The sequence below is a fragment of the Microbacterium sp. SWDP-B6 genome, from assembly GCF_059803615.1.
Genome location: NZ_JAPFGV010000005.1, coordinates 29,284 through 47,061 on the forward strand (window position 1 = coordinate 29,284; position 17,778 = coordinate 47,061).

The window sequence follows — 17,778 nt, forward strand, 5'->3', positions numbered from 1 at the left end:
TGGTCGGCGCGGGTCGGCTGCGGTCAGTGCCCGACCGCCGGCAGGCAGCCGCCGTCCATGATGACGCCGCCGATCTCGACCGTGAGAGTATCTGCCGAGACTTCGCCGAAGATGCATCCGCCCTCAGGTGCAGCCGCGCCGAAGGCCACCGCGCGTTCATCGCCCAGCGTCTGGACGCCCGCGAGGCCCGCTGCGGCGAACACCTCCTCGACCGCGTTCACCGACAGGTCTCCCGAGGTACGGAGCGTCTCAAGGCCGGTGCGGACGGCAGCCGCCGGCGCCTCGGCGGCTGCCCGGCTCTCCTCCGAGAGGTCGACCCGGTCGCGATAGCGCTCGTTCTGCGCCATCGCGTGATCGGGGTCGTACGGCGCGCAGTCCGGAGGCAGGTCTACGCCTTCGATCTGCGGGCACGCGGCCGTAGGGGTGGGACTCGGGGATGCGGACGGCGATGCGCCGGGCGGACCTGTGGTCGCCGTCGCGCACCCTGCGAGCATCATGGTCGCCGCGACGACGAGAAGAAGACGTGCACCTCTCGACCTGTCCCCCCGGATTCCGGTCATGCCCTCATGCAACCACACGGGACGGACAGTGCCAACCGATGTGCGTTACGTGGGCGACCATCGCCTGTGCCCCGGAAGGAGGACTGCGCCCCGGGAGGAGGACTGCGCGCCGGGAGGAGTCTCAGCGGCATTCTCTCCTCCCGTAGGAGCGTTCTCCTCCCGAGGACGCACGAGGGAGAGCCCGAGTGCGCGCGCTGATGCGCACGAGCCTCATCTGACCCGCTTCAGCGCGGATTCAGCGTGCGCCCGCCACACTGGAGGAATGCGGATCCTGGTGGTTGACGACGAGGCGCGTCTTGCCGACGCCGTGCGCCGGGGGCTCGAGGCGGAGGGCTTCGCGGTCGACGTCGCGAACAACGGCGTCGACGGGCTGTGGCGTGCGCGTGAGACGCGGTACGACGCGATCGTGCTCGACCTGATGATGCCCGGCATGAGCGGGTGGAAGGTGTGCGAGGCGCTGCGCGCCGAGGAGAACTGGACGCCCGTGCTCATGCTCACCGCCAAGGACGGCGAGTGGGATCAGGTCGAGGCCCTCGAGACGGGCGCAGACGACTACGTGACCAAGCCGTTCTCCTTCGCGATCCTCGTGGCTCGGCTCCGTGCTCTCGTGCGCCGCGGCGCTGTCGCGCGCCCTGCGGTGCTCGAAGCCGGAGACCTCAAGCTCGACCCGTCGTCGCACCACGTCTGGCGCGGCGAGACCCAGGTCACTTTGACCGCGCGCGAGTTCGCCGTGCTCGAGCACCTCATGCGGCACCGCGGTCAGGTGCTGTCGAAGCGCGCGCTGATCGAGGGCGTCTGGGACGACGACTTCGACGGCGACCCGAACATCGTCGAGGTCTACGTCGGTCACCTGCGCCGCAAGCTCGACAAGCCCTTCGGGCGCGAGGCGATCGAGACGATCCGCGGCGCCGGCTATCGATTGGCGGCCGACGGTGGCTAGCCGCGCGTTCCGGTCGGTGCGTGCCAGGACGACCCTCGGCGCGACCGTGGTCGTGGCCGTCGCGCTGCTGATCGGGGCGTTCTCGTTCTACGGCATCCTGAGCTCCAGCATCCACGCCAGCGCCGAGCGCGCCGCCGAGCAGCGACTCGACGAACTCGCCGAGCGCTTCGACGGTCCCGGCGGCGGCCCGGGCGGCGAGCGCGGGGTCGACTCCCTCGACGACGAGATCGTCCAGATCATCGGCGAGGACGGCGCGGTCAGGGCCGCCAGCGAGGATGCCCGCGACGAGCTCGGCTCCACCGCGCTCCCCCTCGCCGACCAGGCACGCACCACGACGATCGGCGGCGAGCCGATGCTCGTCGTCTCCGACGACCTCGAGAACGACGAGACGCTCGTGCTCGCCGTCTCGATCGAAGACGGTGTCGAGACGCTGTCGACGGTCGCCGTGCTGCTCGCGGTCGCCGTGCCGCTGCTTCTGCTGCTCGTCGCCGTCACCACCTGGCTCGTCGTCGGCCGGGCGCTGCGGCCGGTCACCCGCATCCGCGAGGAGGTCGACGGCATCACCGCCGAGCACCTGCACCGACGCGTCGAGGTGCCGCCGTCATCCGACGAGATCGCCGCACTCGCGACCACCATGAACCGGATGCTCGATCGCCTCGACTCGTCGGCCACCGCCCAGCGCCGCTTCGTCTCGGATGCCTCACACGAGCTGCGCTCACCGCTCGCGACGATCCGTCAGCACGCCGAGCTCGCACAGGCGCATCCGGCCACAACGAGCATCGGCGAGCTGGCCGAGGTCGTCTCAGAGGAGGGGCTCCGACTGCAGGGCATCGTCGAGTCACTTCTGCTGCTCGCCCGGCTCGACGAGGGCGGCGGCACGCACGACGAGGCCGTCGACCTCGACGACCTGGCCCTGGGCGAGGTGCGACGCCTGAGGTCGCGAGGGGTCGAGGTCGACGGGTCGGGCATCCGTGCGGCCCGGGTCGCCGGGGATCCTCGGCTTCTCGGCCAGCTCCTGCGCAACCTCGCCGACAACGCCGTCAGGCACAGCGCCGGCCGCGTGGCGATCAGCGTGATCCCGCAGGACGCCTGGGTGTTCGTGACCGTCGAGGACGACGGCGCAGGAGTGCCAGCCGACGAGCGCGAGCGCATCTTCGAGCGCTTCGTGCGGCTCGATGAGGCCCGCAGCCGGGATGCCGGCGGCAGCGGTCTCGGCCTCGCGATCGTGCAGGGCATCGCCGCGGCCAGCGGCGGGACGGTCTCGGTCGACGCCTCGCGCTGGGGCGGCGCCCGCTTCGTGGTGACCCTGCCGCTCTCGGACTGACATCCTCTCGGCATCCGGCCCGTCTGCAGGGACCCGGCACCTCCCGGCATCCGGCCCGTCTGCAGGACCGAAGCACGGATGCGGGACCAGACACCTGTTCTCCTCCTGCAGACGTGCCCGGATCCTGCAAACGGTACGAGGAAACCCCGGTTCGCGGCCCCGGCCGTTCGGTCGCTGGTTCCTGAAGAGGTCTTCAGGAGGCTTCAGGGTGGCTTCAGCACCGCCGGGAGAGCATCGAGACATGAACGACAAGAACTCGACCCCCGACCAGACGCCCGAGAACCTCCCCGTGAACGCGACTCCGCCGGCGCCCCCCGCTCCGCCCGCGCCGACTCCGGCCCACGACGCCGAGACCGTGCCCGTCGCACCGCTCGCCGCTGAGACCGGCACTCCGGCATCCGTTCCCGCAGCCCCCGCGAAGCGTGGTCGCAAGCGTGCCCTTCTCATCGGCGGTGGAATCGCGGCCGCGGTGGTTCTCGCCGGCGGCGGCGTGGCCATCGGAGCAGCGATCGGCGACGAGTTCGGCGACGACGACGACCGCCCCTCGGTCTCCGACGGTCCCCGTGGCGACGTCGACGACAACGGCGGACAGCCGGGCGGCGACCGAGACGACCGCGACGACGACGGAGAGCAGGGCGCACCCCAGGGCGGGGGCCCTGTGACCGACATCGGCACCGACTCCGCCGACGAGCTCGTGGAGATCGCGGATGCCGCCCGCGGCGCAGCCGAAGGCGACGTGACGTCCATCGACGCGAAGCGCGACGGCACCTGGGAGGTGCAGCTGACCACGGCGAACGGCAGCGAGACCGAGGTGCGGGTGGATGCCGACCTCGCCACCACCGTCGTCTCGACCGAGCAGGACGACGATGACTCCGCCCCCACCCACACCCTCGACGAGTCGGCCATCCGCGCACTCGTCGATGCCGCGCTGGCCGAGGCCGACGGCATGATCACCGACCTCGACGCCGACAACGACGAGGTCAGCCCCTACGACGCGTCGGTGCTCACGACCGACCGCCGCTCGATCGACATCGACTTCAGCGCCGACTTCGCCGTCGTCGGCACCGACATCGACGACTGAGCACCCCGCGTCGTTCCTCGAGCCGCCGGCCCCCGGGGTCGGCGGCTCGACGCATCTCCGACGAGTTCGGCACTTTCGCATCATGATCCGTTCACCGCGCGGTCTCTGTAGGTGGGTACGGTCTCGATCGCAGACCGAAGATGCTGTCGTCAGGGGAATTCATGCCGGTCACGGTGCACACGTACTTCTACACACCCGCGCGGGCGGACTCCGTCGTGCGGGTGCTGCAGCAGCTCACGACAGAGCTCAAGCGCGTCGAGTGGCGAGTCTCCGATCATCGTTCCGTGGCGTTCAGCACACGACGGACGCTGTTCGGGGGAGCCGCCGACGTGAGGGTCGTGGCGACTCCGTTGGCTGAGGGAGGATCCGACGTGAGGATCGCACTGCAGGCGCCGACCCGTCGCCGGACGACTACGAAGGCGGCCGACCGTCTGAGCGAGCGGATCCAGCGGGCGCTCGGCTGACCGCGAGCCGCGGCCCGGTGCTGCGGCTACCATTTCAGTCATGACGAATTCCGGCCGCATCGACGATGTCTCCATCGGCGGCGAGATGATCCGCCTCGGGCAGTTCCTGAAGTACTCGGGTCTGCTCGACTCGGGTGGCGACGCCAAAGAGGTCGTGATCGACGGTTTCGTGAAGGTCAACGACGAGGTCGATCGTCGTCGGGGCCGTCAGCTGCACGACGGCGACCTGGTCACCTTCGAGGGCCGCACCGTTCGCGTGCGCCCCTGACGCCGGCAGCGATCGCCGTCACCGCCGCGTCGCGTAGCGGAGGAACATCACCCCGCTGCTGAAGCGCTTGTCGTCGAGCAGTTCGAGATCGACATGCACGTCGCCGGGGAAGAACGGCTTGCCGCCCCCGACGATGCCCGGACCGATGAACAGGCCGAACTCGTCGACCAGACCCGCGCGGATCGCCTCGGCCGCGAGCGTCGGCCCGTCGACAGAGAGGTCGCTGTCGGATTCGGCTTTCCAGCGCTCGACGGTCTCGGGGTCGAACGTGCGCTCGAGCCGCGTGCGCTCGCTCGACACCTCGGCGAGCGTTTTCGAGAAGACGACCTTGTCGGCCGCCTGCCAGACCCGTGCGTAGTCGATGCCGACCTGCGGCTGATCGGGCTCGAGGTGGGCGGTCTCCCAATAGACCATCGTCTCGTACATGCGCCGCCCGTAGAGATAGGTGCCGACGTCGGCGAACTGCCTGTTGATGAAGTCGTGCAGCTCCTCATCGAGCGCCCAGTCGAATCCTCCGTGGGGCCCGCTGACATATCCGTCGAGCGACGTGATCATGGAGTAGATGAGTCGGCCCATGCGGCGAGGCTACTCCGCGCGCCGGGGGTTGGTCGACCCCCTCGCTGCCACCCTCCACTGCCGGCGTCTCGGGAGGAGATCTGCTCTTCGGGAGGAGCAATCCTGCGAATCCCCCCTCCCGATGAGCAGTTCTCCTCCCCCAGCGACATCGACGAGCTCAGCGACATCGACGACGGCCCCGGGCTTCGCCCTTAGCGACCTGAGTCCGCGGACGCAAGGCGCTGGCCGACATCCCGACCTCGGCGCACGCTGGAGACATACCCCCAGACCAGCGACCGAGAGGACACCCCATGTCTCGCGACCAGTACACCTTCGTCAACCCGGCCGAGCTCTATTCCGACATCGAGCCCGAGAAGCAGCACATGCCCGAACCAGGGCTCGACGCCGACCTCGCTCCCAAGGCCGACCTCGGCGAGGAGAGCTATCGCGGCACCGGCCGTCTCACCGGCCGCAAGGCTCTCATCACCGGCGGCGACTCGGGCATCGGGGCGGCGACCGCGATCGCCTTCGCCCGTGAAGGGGCCGACGTCGCGCTCTCGTACCTTCCGGAAGAGGAGGAGGATGCTGCGCGGATCGCCGACATCCTTCGCGACGCGGGCGCCACCGTCGCGCAGATCCCCGGCGACCTGCGCGACCCCGAGTACTGCCGCACGCTCGTCTCAGAAGCGGTCGGTGCGCTCGGCGGTCTCGACATCCTCGTCAACAACGGCGGCAAGCAGGTCTACCAGGAGTCTCTGACCGACATCACCGACGAGCAGTTCGACGACACCTTCAAGACGAACGTCTACGCGATGTTCTGGATCACGAAGGCCGCACTCCCGCACCTCCCCGCCGGATCGACCATCATCAACACCACGTCGATCCAGGCGTACTCGCCGTCGGGGATCCTCGTCGACTATGCGTCGACCAAGGCCACGATCAACGCCTTCACCAAGGGCCTCGCCGACCAGCTCGCACCGAAGGGCATCCGCGTGAACGCCGTGGCACCCGGGCCGATCTGGACCCCGCTGCAGCCCAGCGACGGACAGCCGCAGGAGAAGCTGCCGGAGTTCGGTGAGGACACGCCTCTCGGCCGCATGGGTCAGCCGGCCGAGCTGGCACCCGCCTACGTGTTCCTCGCCTCGGCCGAGTCGAGCTACGTCGCCGGCGAGACGCTCAACGTCAACGGCGGCATGCCCACGCCGTGACCCGCTGACAGCGAACGCCCCCTCCCGAAGCGACCGGGTGGGGGCGTTCCCGTGTTCGGAGATGGTCGGCGATGTCGGGGGCACGAGGCAATATGACGGTATGGCAGACGGATACGACCTCGATTTCCTTCCGACGCGAGTCCCCCTGCCCCGGCCGGCGCAGGATGCGACCGAGCTGACCTACCCGCGCTTCACGGTGCTGCTCGACCGCGACCGTCGGCTGGCCTCCGTGACCGGCGTGAACATCGACGGAGCGCTGCTCCGCGAACTGCCGCGCACCGGCGAGTGGAGGCTCGACCCCCGGATCGACGACGAGCTGCAGACGGGTCCCGATGTCTACGCGCGCAACGACCTCGATCGCGGCCATCTCGTGCGGCGGCGTGATCCGGGATGGGGCGATGCCGATGAGGCGAGGGATGCCACCGAGGCGACCTTCTTCTATCCGAACGCCGCCCCGCAGGCGGCAGGATTCAACCAGTCGAAGGACCTCTGGCTCGGCCTGGAAGACCATGTGATCGAGTATGCCGAGACGACCGATCAGCGTGTCTCGGTCTTCACCGCGCCTGTGCTGGGCGACGACGACCCGCCGTATCGCGGCATCCGCATCCCCCTCCGGTTCTGGAAGATCGCGGCCTGGCAGGCGCCGGATGGCCTGTCGGCCGCAGGGTTCGTGCTCGATCAGTCCGAGCTGGTCGACACCCCCGACGGCCTGCTCGCCGCGCCGCCACTGGGCGCCTTCCGCACGTTCCAGGTTCCGGTCGCCGAGATCGCCCGAGTCACGAAGGTCGATGTGGGGCCCCTGCTCGACGCCGATGTGCTCGCCCGGCCGAGTGCGCGATCGACCGAGCGGCGACCGCTCGCCTCCGCATCCGACATCACGCTCTAGGCGTCTACCGGAGCATCGACGCGACGAAGCGCACCGCTGCCGCGGACGAACCCCTGCATCGTCACCACCGGGTGGATGTGCTCGCGGAGGAGCGCGGTGGTCGTCCTCTCGTTCGCGGGTCATCGCAGCCAGAGCGAACGGGTGAACGCCGCCACGATCCGGGGAGGAGATGTCGCGATCGGGGAGGGATGCGACTCTGTGGCGGCGTTCGTGCGGATGATCCGCGGTGATCCGACGGGGTGATCGAACGGTTCAACCATCTCGCGAACCGCGCGCGCGCACGCCGAGCAGGGGCGGATTCCGAGCCGGAAACCGCGGTCTCCGGTGCCGACGCCCGATCTCTCAGTAGTGCGGAGTGCCCGCCGCAGTAGTGCCGCGCAGAGCGCAGTCCGGGCACACGCGCCGACGGCTGCGGTCGGGCTCTGTCACATCCACCCAGGACTCGTCCTGACCGATGGTCCTCGAGCAGTCATCGCACCGCCGCCGACGGCCGGCGACGAGGAGAAGCCCCGCGACCAGCAGCAGCGCCGCCGCGATTCCGAAGAGAAGGAGCGAGCTTGCCCCCGTCGCCGCCAGCCGAGTCGGCTGCTCGTCGACCTCGCCGGACATCGTAGACACGACATCGAACGCGAGCTCGGTCGACTCCTGTCCCTCATTGCGCTGCGATGCAGTCGCGGAGGGGAGCTCGAACCCGATCTCCACGGCCACCGTCTCACCCTGGGCGACCCGCACCTCGGCGATGTCGACAGTGCCGGTCATCTCTTCGGCGAGTGCGGAGAAGCGCTGCCGCCCCTCGACACCGCCGACGCTCCAGAACAGCTCGACCTCGTCGGCGAGGCCGGGATTGCGAGCGCCGCCGGGCACGCTCTCATCCAGACGCAGCGACACGGTGAGGCCGGCTCGCGCAGGACCGCTGTTCGTCAGCATCAGGGTGCGTCGAGTGCGATCTCCCGGCGCGGCGATGCGCTGACCGACGAACGACGACTCCGCGGTCGAATACCCCCGGCCCGACCAGTCCAGGTGCGTCGCCGGACCGTCCCAGGCGGCCTCGGCAATCGCATCCCCTGACTGCGAACCACCCCCGGATGCCGGTGCCACCGCCCTGTCGACGGGTTCGCCGGTCGTCGAGACGCCGGTCGTCGAACCCGCCGCCACGGCAGGGAGCACGCCCGCAGCAGAGAGCGCCCCGGCCAGCATGAGCAGGAGCACGACGGCGAGGGTCCAGGCGATGGACGTCTCCCGTCGGGTGCGACGTCGTGCGTCCGCGAGGAGGCCGTCCACTCCGTTCATCGCCGGCTCCTCTCGACATCCGTCGCGTGCGACAGCATCTCGCGCAGCGAACCGTCGTCGAGCGAGAGGAGTCCGAGCCGTGCGAGGTGGAGTTCCTCCTCGCGGATCGCGATCTCCCGCTCTCTGAGATCGAGCTCCCGGATCCGGAGGTCGTCGGCGACAGAGGGAACGGCAGGGGCCGCGGATGCCGCGGGGGCGTCGTTCACGCCCCGTCCGGAGGTCATGATCACGCGGGTGCGCGGCCGCCGGAAGGTGGTCCATGCGCCGTAGCCGAGAAGCCCGGCACCGAACGCGACGCCGAGCACCACGATGTTGTCGGTGGCCCACTGGCGCACCCATCCGAGGGCGGGCAGGCTGTAGAGCATCGCCCCGCGAACCTGCTCGGGAGACACGGGCGCGTCGGCGGCGGAGTTCGCGTCGCCCTGAGTGATGAGCCTGCAGTCCGTGCCGTCGTCGAACGTGCCGACGGTCTTGCCCACGACGCGGTGGGTGATGAGAGCCGGGTCGCCGGGCTCGGGAAGATAGGTCACGATGTCGCCGACCCCGATCTCGGCGCACACCTGATCGGGCGCGACGCCTCGCACCGCCACGACGTCACCGGGTGCGAATGTCGGCTCCATCGATCCCGTGAGCACCGTGAGCGAGGTGCCGCCGGAGACACGCGGCACCACGAGAAGCGCGGCGATGAGCGCGAGCAGCGTCACGACGAACGCGATCCATACGGCCCGTCCGGCGATGCGCCAGGGCGACTCGTACCAGCTCCTCGGAATCCTGCCGGTGGTGCGCATGCGTGCGTCTCTCTTCATGATCGTGAGCGACGGAGGCGCCCCTGTCTCGGGGCGCCTCGCGACGGTGGGTCTTAGAACTGCTCGCCGGTGTCGCGAACCTGCTCGAGCGTGAGGTTCAGCCCCGACAGCGTGTCGGTGAGCGCGACGTCGGTGCGGTCGGTGACCGTCGACGAGAAGGCGCCGTAGACGACGACCGTCACGTCTTCGGTGGTCTCGGCCATCGAGAGCACGGTGGTGCCGTTCGCGTCCTCGAGGCCAGCGCTCTGACCCGTCTGCGGCGCCGACAGGTACAGCAGCGTCGCATCTGCCGCGACGGGCAGCGCGATCTCAGGCTGCACGAGCGCACCGTCCTGGTAGACCTCGTAGGTGTAGGTCATGCCGCTGATGTCGTAGTCGTTCGCCGTGAGACCGTCGAGCGAGAGGCGACCGACGAGGTTGTCTCCCTCCAGCGTCACGTCGGCCGAGAACGAGGCCGCGACCTTGTCGCCGGGCACGATGCGCCAGGTCGACGCATCCGCGGGGGCCAGCGCGTGGCCGAGCTGCGAGCCGTCCGTGCCGACCACGGTGGCGGTGGCGTCGTCGCGGTCTGCCGAGACGTCCCAGAAGGTCGTGTCGGCAGTCTGCACGACGTCGAGGTCGCCGGCGGTGATCTGTCCGCCGCTGAAGCCGTCGGTCGCCGTCCATAGGGCGAACGTCGACCCGCCCGCGAGCAGTGCGGCGGCGCCACCGGCGACGAGCAGCAGAGCGCCGCGGCGCTTCTTCCGCTCTTCAGTCACGACGATGATCTGAGGGTTCTCGTTGGACATGTTCTTCTTCCTTCTCCTGGGTGGTGTGTTTCTGCTTCGGCGACTAGCGAGTGGCGTGATCGCCGGGTGCGACGGCGGGGTTCGCGGTCGTCACACGGGGGTCGATGCGGATCACGAGGTCGGGTTCGCCCGCGGGATCCGGATGCACCGATCCGCTCCACGACGAGTCGTCGCGCGACAGGGTGCCGTCATCGCCGGTCCCTTCCGCCCACGCCGTGTGGTCGTAGACGCCGATGGCGTTCAGGGACGCGGGAAACGCCACCGCGGCGTCCCACGTGTCGAAGTCCCGGTTCTCGCTGCCGTCGACGGCGATCCCCCGGGCGCTCGCCTCCGAGACGTACACGCCGTCGGCACGGTGGTTCCAGAGCATCGCGACGCACCAGGTCTGTGTGACCTCGGTGCCGGTGGGGTTGGCCGCGGGCGCCTGCAGCGTGCGATCGGACGCGTCGAGCAGGTGCACGTCGACGGCGGCCCCGCCGTCGACGGGCGCGTCGGGGATCACCGAGCAGTCGTCGCCGAGGCCGGCCGGGTAGATCCGAACGGTCGAGTCCGCCAGCAGTGTGCCGTCCTGGGCGACGCCCCCGGCGAGCTCGGCCGAGCGACCGTCGTGCCAGACCTGATCGCCGAGCGTGATGTCGTAGTCGAGTCCGGCGATGCCGAGAGCGGCCCCGGTCACCTGAAAGCGCCAGATCACGGGTTCTGTTCTCAAGCCGCCCTGATCGAGCACCGTGGCGATCTCGGTGCCGGGCAGGGTGATCTCGACCGGCTCGCCCGCCGCCGACAGCACACGCTGCGACTCGGCGGCGGCTCCGAAGGTCACTGCTCCTGTGCGGAGCTCAGGCACCACGACCGCGTCGTTCGCGGTCCACAGCGCGTTCGCTGTCGAGACGACCCCGAAGGCCATGACACCGGCGATCGCGGCGGTGAGCGACAGAGTCGTGCGCAGCCTCATCGACCGGCACCGTTCGCGCGCACCTGATCGAGACGCACGATGAGGTCGCCCGCGGCCCAGACTCCCGCGGCACTGTGGACGTCGGCGTCCGTCCAGGCGTAGTCGCCGCGCACCTCGACGGTCACGATCACCGACCACCGGTCGGACTCGCCCTGCGACGACCCCGCGAGACCGGGAACGGCCAGCGGCGTCCCGTCGGCAGAGCCGGTCGCGACCGTGTCTCCCTCGGCATTCTCCACGCGCAGTGCGATCGCGATCTCGCCCGTCTCCTCCTGCGCCCGCACTGCGTCGGGAGACGCGAACTCGACACTCAGCGCCGCGGTCAGATTCTCGCCGCACAGGTAGGTCTCGAGCGGCTGCGTGATCTCGATCACGTCGCCAGGCATCGTGAAGAAGTCCTCGGGCGTGGCTGCCAGGTCGCCGGACCGCGGCTCGGTCACGCCCGGGGTGATCTGCCGCCAGGATGCGTCCTCCGTGGTCATCGAGAGGTCGCCGGCCCGCCACAGAGACCCTGCGAACGTGTCTTCCGACGACCACAGCGCGTAGGTGCCGGCGCCGATCGCCGCGACCGTCAGGGCTGCGACGGCGATCACGCTCACGACCAGGGGCAGCGTGCGGCCGCGGGGCCGAGCCTCGACGGCGGTCATCGTCCCCACCCGTCGGCAGTGCCGTTCGAGACGATCGTGCCGCACGCGGCGACCTTCGCGTTCTCGCCGACGGCGAGCTGCGAGATCGAGCCGATCACTCCCCGCGCGCCCAGGCGCAGGTCCGAGTCCGTGACGACGATGTCGTGCAGGCTCGTGATCCAGTCGTCGGACGATCGGTTCGTGACCGTGTACACGAAGCACACCGCCTGTCCGTCGACGAGGCGCGCGCCGGTGAGCACGGGCCTACCTGTCTGCTCGATCGTCGCGGGAGTCGAGGCATCCGCCACGTCGGCGTAGGCCCGCTTCTCGATCTCGATGGTCGGGTCTGTGGCGAACAGGAACGCGCTCACCGACGGCACGACCAGCCCGTCGTAGTTCTCGTCCTCCGAGGCGACGGTCGCTGCGATGGTCGCCTCGGTGTTCGCCGTGACATCTCCGTCGGTCGCCTGCAGCACGATCGACTCCGTCGAACGCGCGCCAGGGGCGATGACCGGAGTGGAAGTCGAGAGACCGACTCCGTGCGCGACGCCCACTGCGTCGATCTTCGACGAGAAGATCAACGGCGATGTCGGCACGGGCGCACCGGCTCGCAGCATCATCGAGTAGGACTTGCCCTTCTCGTCTCCCGTGACGAGCGTGAATCGGGGCGAGGTGACCTGCAGCGGATTGACGAAGGTCACTCGAGGGTCGGCAGAGACCGCAGCAGCGGTGTTCGTCAATCCCGATGTCGACGTGACGCGACCGGCCGCGAGAGTCGCCGAGACGGATGCCGAGTCGTCGACCCTCGCGACCACGTCGAACTCGAGTCCGTTCGTGCCCGCGACAGGCGTCACGGCGATGACTCGCGGATCGAGGCGCCCGGTATCGAGGGTCTCGGCGGTCGCCGCAGCGCTCAGCTGGATGTCATCCGCGGTGACGGTCGACGGGTCGAGAGGCAGCGAAGACCTCAGCGTGTAGTGCAGGTCGCGACTCATGGTCGGGTCGTTCTGACCGCCGGCCTGATCGAGCATGAGAGTCGGGCGGCAGTTGCCGGTCACGGCCACCGTGCGGCTGAGCTGCGACGACGTCAGCTGCGGCGTCGTCTCGACGTGCGTCTGCACGCGCACGAAACCCGAGACGTCGCCCGTCGTGGCATTCACGGCCTGCGCGGAGGCGGGCACGGTGGCGCCGGCGAGCGGCTGCGGTCCGACGGGCAGCGAGAAGGCGACGGATGCCGCAGCGGCGGTCACTCCGGTCACGCGCCCGAGGTGGATCTCGGCTGTGCGGTCGGCCGTCCAGTAGAGGTCGAGCGACACGGGTCCGCTCGGCACCGACTTGCCGCTGCCTGCAGGCTTTGCCACCGTGATCTCCGCGGTGCATGTTCCGCCGGTGAACGTGGCGCGGGGCGCTGCGACCATCGCGCCGCTCGAGGGAGCCGCCACGACCGACGCCGCGGCAGTGGGGTACCACGTCGACACCGTCTGGTTCGATTCGGTTCCGTTGTCGACCAGGAGCGAGCCTCCGTCGCCGGTCTCCTCCCCCGTCGCCGGCCTGCCCTGCGACCCTGAACGCGTGCCGAAGGTGTTGCCCGAGACGGTGGTCAGACCGTTGCGCGAGAGACGGATGCTCGACTCGTAGCCGTCGAAGTAGTTGTCGGTGATGCTGAGCCCGCTCGGCACCGTGCCGGTGCGGGTGAGGCCGTCCCAGGAGATCGCGATGGTCTGTCCCGACGTCGCGCGTACGAAGTCGTTGCGCGAGATCCGGTTCTCTCCGCTGAGGGTGCCCGGGGGCAGCGTGACGAACGCGTACTCGTCTCCCGTGCCGTTTCCGACGGAGTTGAGGAACTGGTTGCCCGAGATGTTCAGGTTCGACAGCCTCACACCCGTCGTGCTGTTGTTCGAGAACTTGAAGGCCGTCGCCCCGTTGAGGTTCCGCACGGTCGAATCGGTGAACGAGAAGCCGTCGAGGACGACGTTCGCGTCGCGCGGCGAGAAGGTGGTGAGGTTCGTGCGGCAGCCAGAGCCGTCGGATCCGTTGCACACGCCGCCGGCCGTGTAGTTGACCTTCACCCGCGCGATGGAGATGTTCTTCATCGGTGTGGCGGTCGTGGTGTTGAACAGGAACAGCCCTGAGGTCTGCTGTCCCTCGTGGTAGAACCCCTGCAGCTCGTAGTCGCTGACCGAGATGTCGCTGGCACCCTGGCGATAGACGACGAAGCGCTCGGGGTAGTAGTTCTCCTTCGTCACGGTCGAGCCGCCCGCGAGGCTGATCCTCTTCGCCTGCTCGCCCATCACGACGGACGTGCCGCTGGAGAGGATGTCGCGGAAGTTCTTCAGCGCGACGTCCGGACCGTTGATCTCGAATGCCGCCGCCTCGGTCGACTCGGACGTCGGAATGATGGAGACACGATTGTCGAGGTCGAGCGTGACCGGTGCAGTGATGCGATAGAAGGCGCCGTCATCCCAGGTCGACACCGCACTCGTCTGCATCCAGTTCGCGGTGGAGCGGGTCATCACCGGACGGATGATGCCGCTGAGGCCGGGCTTCACGCCGATGACGACGGCCCCGGGCGCACCGTTCAGGGCATTCGACTCCTCGAGCGCGGCGCGCAGCGTGCAGGAGCCGTCGGCTGTCCGGCACACGCCATCACCCGGCGCCTGATCGACTCCCGAGAACGCGAGGCTGGTGATCTCGAGCTCGTGGCTGGGCGCGGACATCGCCGGAGCCGCCACCAGGAGGCCGCCGGCGATCAGGCCGACGCATGCCGTCACCGCAGAGACGAGGCGCATGCGTCGCACCAGGCGACGCCGGCGGCGCACCTGTCGACGACCTTCTTCTCGCGGGCTCACAGCTGACGTCCTCCAGAGGGTTCCGCGCGACGCATGTGGCGCGCTCGAGTGATGGGAGACCGCGGGCACGATGTGCGCAGAATGGGCGGTCATCGTAAGGATGCGGTCGGCGACCTGCCCGCTTGGAGGGGTTTCGGGCGTCTTCAGCACTCCGCCACCTCGATATCAGTGGGCCTCTCCGACGGTTGCGTGGCGGGTGTGCACGACCCTGCGGAGTACCACGCGTCGATGCTCAGTAGTGCCCTCGCGGGTACTGGCCCACACCGCTTCTCCCTGCCGCTGATCGCTCGTGAGTACGCAAGGTCGGCACTCGCCGCTCGTACTCCTCGGGATTCACGTCACCAGCGACGCCGCCACCGGGAAGGCTCATGCGAGGGAGCAGCCGCATCACCCCCGCCGTGCGGCTATCTCTGACAGGCCCGGGAGAGTAGCTTTTGCATAGGAACATCACGTGAGGAAGCGGAATCTCATGGTGGTCGGTCGTGAAGAGAGTCTCGCCGCGGCAGTGGACCTCATCCAGGCGGGCGTCAGCATCGATGTCGTCGGCAGCCGCGGTTCGGGTCGGAGCGCTTTCCTCAAGGCGCTGCGTGCCCGGGTCGAGCAGGACGAATGGACGGTCGTCTCGGTGCGCGGAATCGCGTCGCTGCGCCAGCATCCGCTCGCCGCACTGCATCTCGCCGGCATCGGCGCGACCAGTGGTCAACGGCCGGGGCCGAGCCTTCACGAGACCGCCGACTCGCTGCGCCAGGCGCTCCGCGCCTCTCGCTCGGTGCTGTTCCTCGATGACTGGGATGACCTCGACGAGTCGTCGTGGGGTGTCGCGGAGTCGGTGCGACGCGAGTACGGCGTGCCGATCGTGCTCTCTCGCCTGCAGGGTCTTCGAGCCAGACACACTCCGAGCGGCCTGCCCGCGTCGACTCTCGAACCCTCGTACGTGATCGACATGACCCCGTTGCGCTTCGAGGAGCTCGAGACGGCTCTCGAGAAGTATCTGTCGCACCCGATCGAGGCGAGCACGATGAGCCGGGTGTTCGCGAAGTCGGGGGGAAACATCGGCCTCGCCCTGAGCCTGGTCGACGCGACCGTGCGTGAGAAGCGTCTCGTGCTGCGCGGCGGCGAGTGGACCGCCACCCGCGATCTGTGGAGCAGCGGACTGCGAGCCGTGCTGGAGGCGCACCTCGAGAGCCTCGATGACGCCACGCGTGATGCGCTCGAGATCATCGCGATCGTGGGGGTGGCCGATATCGACACGGCGAGCCAGCTCGTCGACTGGGGCACGCTCGAGCTGCTGGAGGAGCGCCGGATGATCACCTTCATCCCCAGCGGCGACCGACAGCTCGTCGCCGTCATGCCGCCGCTGCTGGTCGAGTTCTTCCGGCACGAGCCGCTCACAGCGCGACGCACGCGACTGACGAGCCAGATCGTGCGACAGCTGAGCACGCCAGAGTCGGTGTGGTCGGTGCTCACCGACCAGCAGTCGTCTCCGACCGCGTCGGGTGGTCAGGATGCCCTCTTCGTCCGGCTGCTGCAGGAGCGTGCCCGCGCACGCCGTATCGTGACGGCCGCCGAGTGGGAGGCGAACCCGACGGCCGCCAGTGCCGTGCGCTACATCCGTGCCCTCATGCACACGCACACAGCGAGGGTGCGAGACGTGATCGCCGACGTCCTCTCGTCTCCTGCGACGCGCACCGGGGACGACGCCAGTCGTGCCGAGTTCGCCTCGCTCAAGGCGGAGTGGACCGCCTACGTCGACGACGACCTGCAGCGAGCGGTCGCGCAGCTGCAGGACGATGCCCAGACCGTGGGTGCGCACGCCGGGATGCTGCGGGCCGTCGAGGTGCAGCTGCTCGCGAACCTCGACACCGTGCCCGCTGACTTCGGCAACCGCCTCGAGGTGTCCGACGAGCTGCCCGCGGCGGTCAAGCTGATGATGCTCGAGACCCAGATGAGCGTGCTCGTCAGCCTCGGTCGTTTCTCCGATGCACTGCGGGTCTTCGGCCTCATCGAGGCGCTGGAGCACGAGGAGCAGCGGTACACCCCTCGGGTGCTGCTCGGCATGGCACTGTTCGGCCAGGGCGACCCGGGCGCCGCTCTCGACGTGCTGCAGCGCGGGTTCGACGAGGCGCACGGCTATCTCGACATCGACGCCGTGCGAGCCTTCGGCACCGCCGCATCGCTGTGTCATCTGGCAGCAGGTGATCATGCGGCCGTCGACGATCTGCTCGAGGTCATCTTCTCGGCGGGAGAGCCCTCACCGCTGCCGCCCGGAGTGCAGCTCTCGCTGCTCGCGGTCGCCGCCGTGGTCGCCATCCGACGAGGGCAGGTGACGACCGGCGAGCGGCTGGCCGCCGACCTGGATCAGCTCGGAGCCGAAGACGGCCCGCTTCCGGGGCAGAGCAAGGCGTGGCCCCAGGTGCAGCTGCTCGCCTTCGACGGAAGCACCGACAAGGCCGCCGAGCTGCTCGCCCGCTCCGGCGACGCCCTCTGGAACCGCGGAGCCCGCGTGGCAGGGCTCACCGCCCAGCTCTCCGCCGTCGAACTCGACCCGACGCCGACCCGCCTGTCGGCCGCGATGGCGCACGCGAAGGAGCTGCCGGAGGCGGCAGGGCTGGCGGCCCAGGCCTCGTTCGTGAGCGCGCTGGTGCAGCGGGATCCCGTGGCGATGCTCGCCGTCGCGGACGAGCTCGACGTGCGCGGGCTCACCGGCACTGCGCTGTCGGCCTGCCGCTTCGCGCGGGCCTGGTTCGCTGCGGGGGCGGACGACCTCGGACAGCAGCGCGCGGTCGAGCGCGAGGAGCAGATCCGTGCCCGTCACCCGGGGAGGAGCTACGACCTCGCGCGGTTCGGTGCGACAGCTGTCACCCTCACCGACCGCGAGAAGGAGGTGGGGCGCCTCGCCGCGGGCGGACTCTCCAACGCCGAGATCGCCTCCCGACTCGTGCTGAGTGTGCGCACGGTCGAGAGCCACATGCACCGGATCATGCGCAAGCTCGACGTCTCGAACCGCAGAGAGCTGCGGCGTCACGCCGAAGCGCTGACCTGATCGGAACGCTGCCTCGACCCGCGGCATACCGGTCGACAATAGGGCTTGTGCGGCGAGGCGGCTGGTGTCACGCTTGCCTCACAGTTCTGTCGCGCTGTAACGCGACAGCTGGGGTGCCGCCCATTGACGGCATCGGAT

At 69.4% G+C, this 17,778-nt stretch carries 16 protein-coding genes; 8 read left to right on the top strand and 8 right to left on the bottom strand.

From position 1 onward, the window contains the following. Positions 1 to 23 precede the first annotated feature (23 nt). On the bottom strand, positions 24 to 560 hold the full coding sequence (locus OPU70_RS08610) for a hypothetical protein (RefSeq protein WP_498557534.1): 537 nt from the start codon (positions 558 to 560) through the stop codon (positions 24 to 26). A 262-nt stretch (positions 561 to 822) separates the two neighbouring features. Between OPU70_RS08610 and OPU70_RS08615 the strand changes: the two genes are divergently transcribed. The 5 genes from OPU70_RS08615 to OPU70_RS08635 all read left to right on the top strand — a co-directional run bounded on the left by OPU70_RS08615 (position 823) and on the right by OPU70_RS08635 (position 4,637). Next, on the top strand, positions 823 to 1,500 hold the full coding sequence (locus OPU70_RS08615) for a response regulator transcription factor (RefSeq protein ID WP_311877864.1): 678 nt from the start codon (positions 823 to 825) through the stop codon (positions 1,498 to 1,500). Then, on the top strand, positions 1,493 to 2,824 hold the full coding sequence (locus tag OPU70_RS08620; RefSeq protein ID WP_042541500.1) for a sensor histidine kinase: 1,332 nt from the start codon (positions 1,493 to 1,495) through the stop codon (positions 2,822 to 2,824). Before OPU70_RS08615 ends, OPU70_RS08620 begins: the two co-directional genes overlap by 8 nt. Before the next feature lie 241 nt (positions 2,825 to 3,065). Further along, positions 3,066 to 3,905, top strand: a complete 840-nt coding sequence (locus OPU70_RS08625; RefSeq protein WP_498557535.1) for a PepSY domain-containing protein — start codon at positions 3,066 to 3,068, stop codon at positions 3,903 to 3,905. A 161-nt stretch (positions 3,906 to 4,066) separates the two neighbouring features. After that, a complete protein-coding gene (locus OPU70_RS08630; protein WP_042541503.1) occupies positions 4,067 to 4,369 on the top strand; it encodes a hypothetical protein in 303 nt (100 codons plus the stop codon). Positions 4,370 to 4,409: 40 nt separating this feature from the next. Beyond that, positions 4,410 to 4,637, top strand: coding sequence for an RNA-binding S4 domain-containing protein (locus tag OPU70_RS08635; RefSeq protein WP_042541504.1), 228 nt, complete (start codon positions 4,410 to 4,412; stop codon positions 4,635 to 4,637). A gap of 18 nt (positions 4,638 to 4,655) precedes the next feature. Here OPU70_RS08635 and OPU70_RS08640 read toward each other — a convergent pair whose 3' ends face one another. Then, positions 4,656 to 5,213 carry a dihydrofolate reductase family protein gene (locus tag OPU70_RS08640; RefSeq protein WP_311877859.1) on the bottom strand — a complete coding sequence of 186 codons (558 nt, stop codon included), beginning with the start codon at positions 5,211 to 5,213 and terminating at the stop codon, positions 4,656 to 4,658. A gap of 290 nt (positions 5,214 to 5,503) precedes the next feature. Here OPU70_RS08640 and OPU70_RS08645 point away from each other — a divergent pair, with 290 nt between their 5' ends. Further along, the gene (locus OPU70_RS08645) at positions 5,504 to 6,400 is read left to right on the top strand and encodes an SDR family oxidoreductase (RefSeq protein WP_042541506.1); all 897 of its coding nucleotides are present in this window, start codon (positions 5,504 to 5,506) and stop codon (positions 6,398 to 6,400) included. Positions 6,401 to 6,500: 100 nt separating this feature from the next. Further along, positions 6,501 to 7,286, top strand: coding sequence for a DNA/RNA non-specific endonuclease (locus OPU70_RS08650; RefSeq protein ID WP_498557536.1), 786 nt, complete (start codon positions 6,501 to 6,503; stop codon positions 7,284 to 7,286). A 342-nt stretch (positions 7,287 to 7,628) separates the two neighbouring features. Here OPU70_RS08650 and OPU70_RS08655 read toward each other — a convergent pair whose 3' ends face one another. The 6 genes from OPU70_RS08655 to OPU70_RS08680 form a co-directional block, all read right to left on the bottom strand. Continuing rightward, complete coding sequence (locus OPU70_RS08655; protein WP_498557537.1) at positions 7,629 to 8,576, bottom strand: hypothetical protein; 948 nt, start codon at positions 8,574 to 8,576, stop codon at positions 7,629 to 7,631. After that, positions 8,573 to 9,364 carry a signal peptidase I gene (locus OPU70_RS08660; RefSeq protein WP_498557538.1) on the bottom strand — a complete coding sequence of 264 codons (792 nt, stop codon included), beginning with the start codon at positions 9,362 to 9,364 and terminating at the stop codon, positions 8,573 to 8,575. Before OPU70_RS08660 ends, OPU70_RS08655 begins: the two co-directional genes overlap by 4 nt. Positions 9,365 to 9,435: 71 nt before the next feature. Continuing rightward, positions 9,436 to 10,170 carry a SipW-dependent-type signal peptide-containing protein gene (locus tag OPU70_RS08665; RefSeq protein WP_056374911.1) on the bottom strand — a complete coding sequence of 245 codons (735 nt, stop codon included), beginning with the start codon at positions 10,168 to 10,170 and terminating at the stop codon, positions 9,436 to 9,438. Positions 10,171 to 10,213: 43 nt separating this feature from the next. Beyond that, complete coding sequence (locus tag OPU70_RS08670; RefSeq protein ID WP_498557539.1) at positions 10,214 to 11,122, bottom strand: hypothetical protein; 909 nt, start codon at positions 11,120 to 11,122, stop codon at positions 10,214 to 10,216. Then, positions 11,119 to 11,769 (bottom strand): SipW-dependent-type signal peptide-containing protein, encoded by a 651-nt coding sequence (locus tag OPU70_RS08675; protein WP_498557540.1) that lies wholly within the window; start codon positions 11,767 to 11,769, stop codon positions 11,119 to 11,121. The genes OPU70_RS08670 and OPU70_RS08675 overlap by 4 nt, the downstream gene beginning before the upstream one ends. Continuing rightward, a complete protein-coding gene (locus OPU70_RS08680) occupies positions 11,766 to 14,537 on the bottom strand; it encodes a hypothetical protein (RefSeq protein WP_498557541.1) in 2,772 nt (923 codons plus the stop codon). The genes OPU70_RS08675 and OPU70_RS08680 overlap by 4 nt, the downstream gene beginning before the upstream one ends. A 511-nt stretch (positions 14,538 to 15,048) precedes the next feature. Between OPU70_RS08680 and OPU70_RS08685 the strand changes: the two genes are divergently transcribed. Continuing rightward, on the top strand, positions 15,049 to 17,640 hold the full coding sequence (locus tag OPU70_RS08685; RefSeq protein WP_153302270.1) for a LuxR family transcriptional regulator: 2,592 nt from the start codon (positions 15,049 to 15,051) through the stop codon (positions 17,638 to 17,640). Positions 17,641 to 17,778 lie beyond the last annotated feature (138 nt).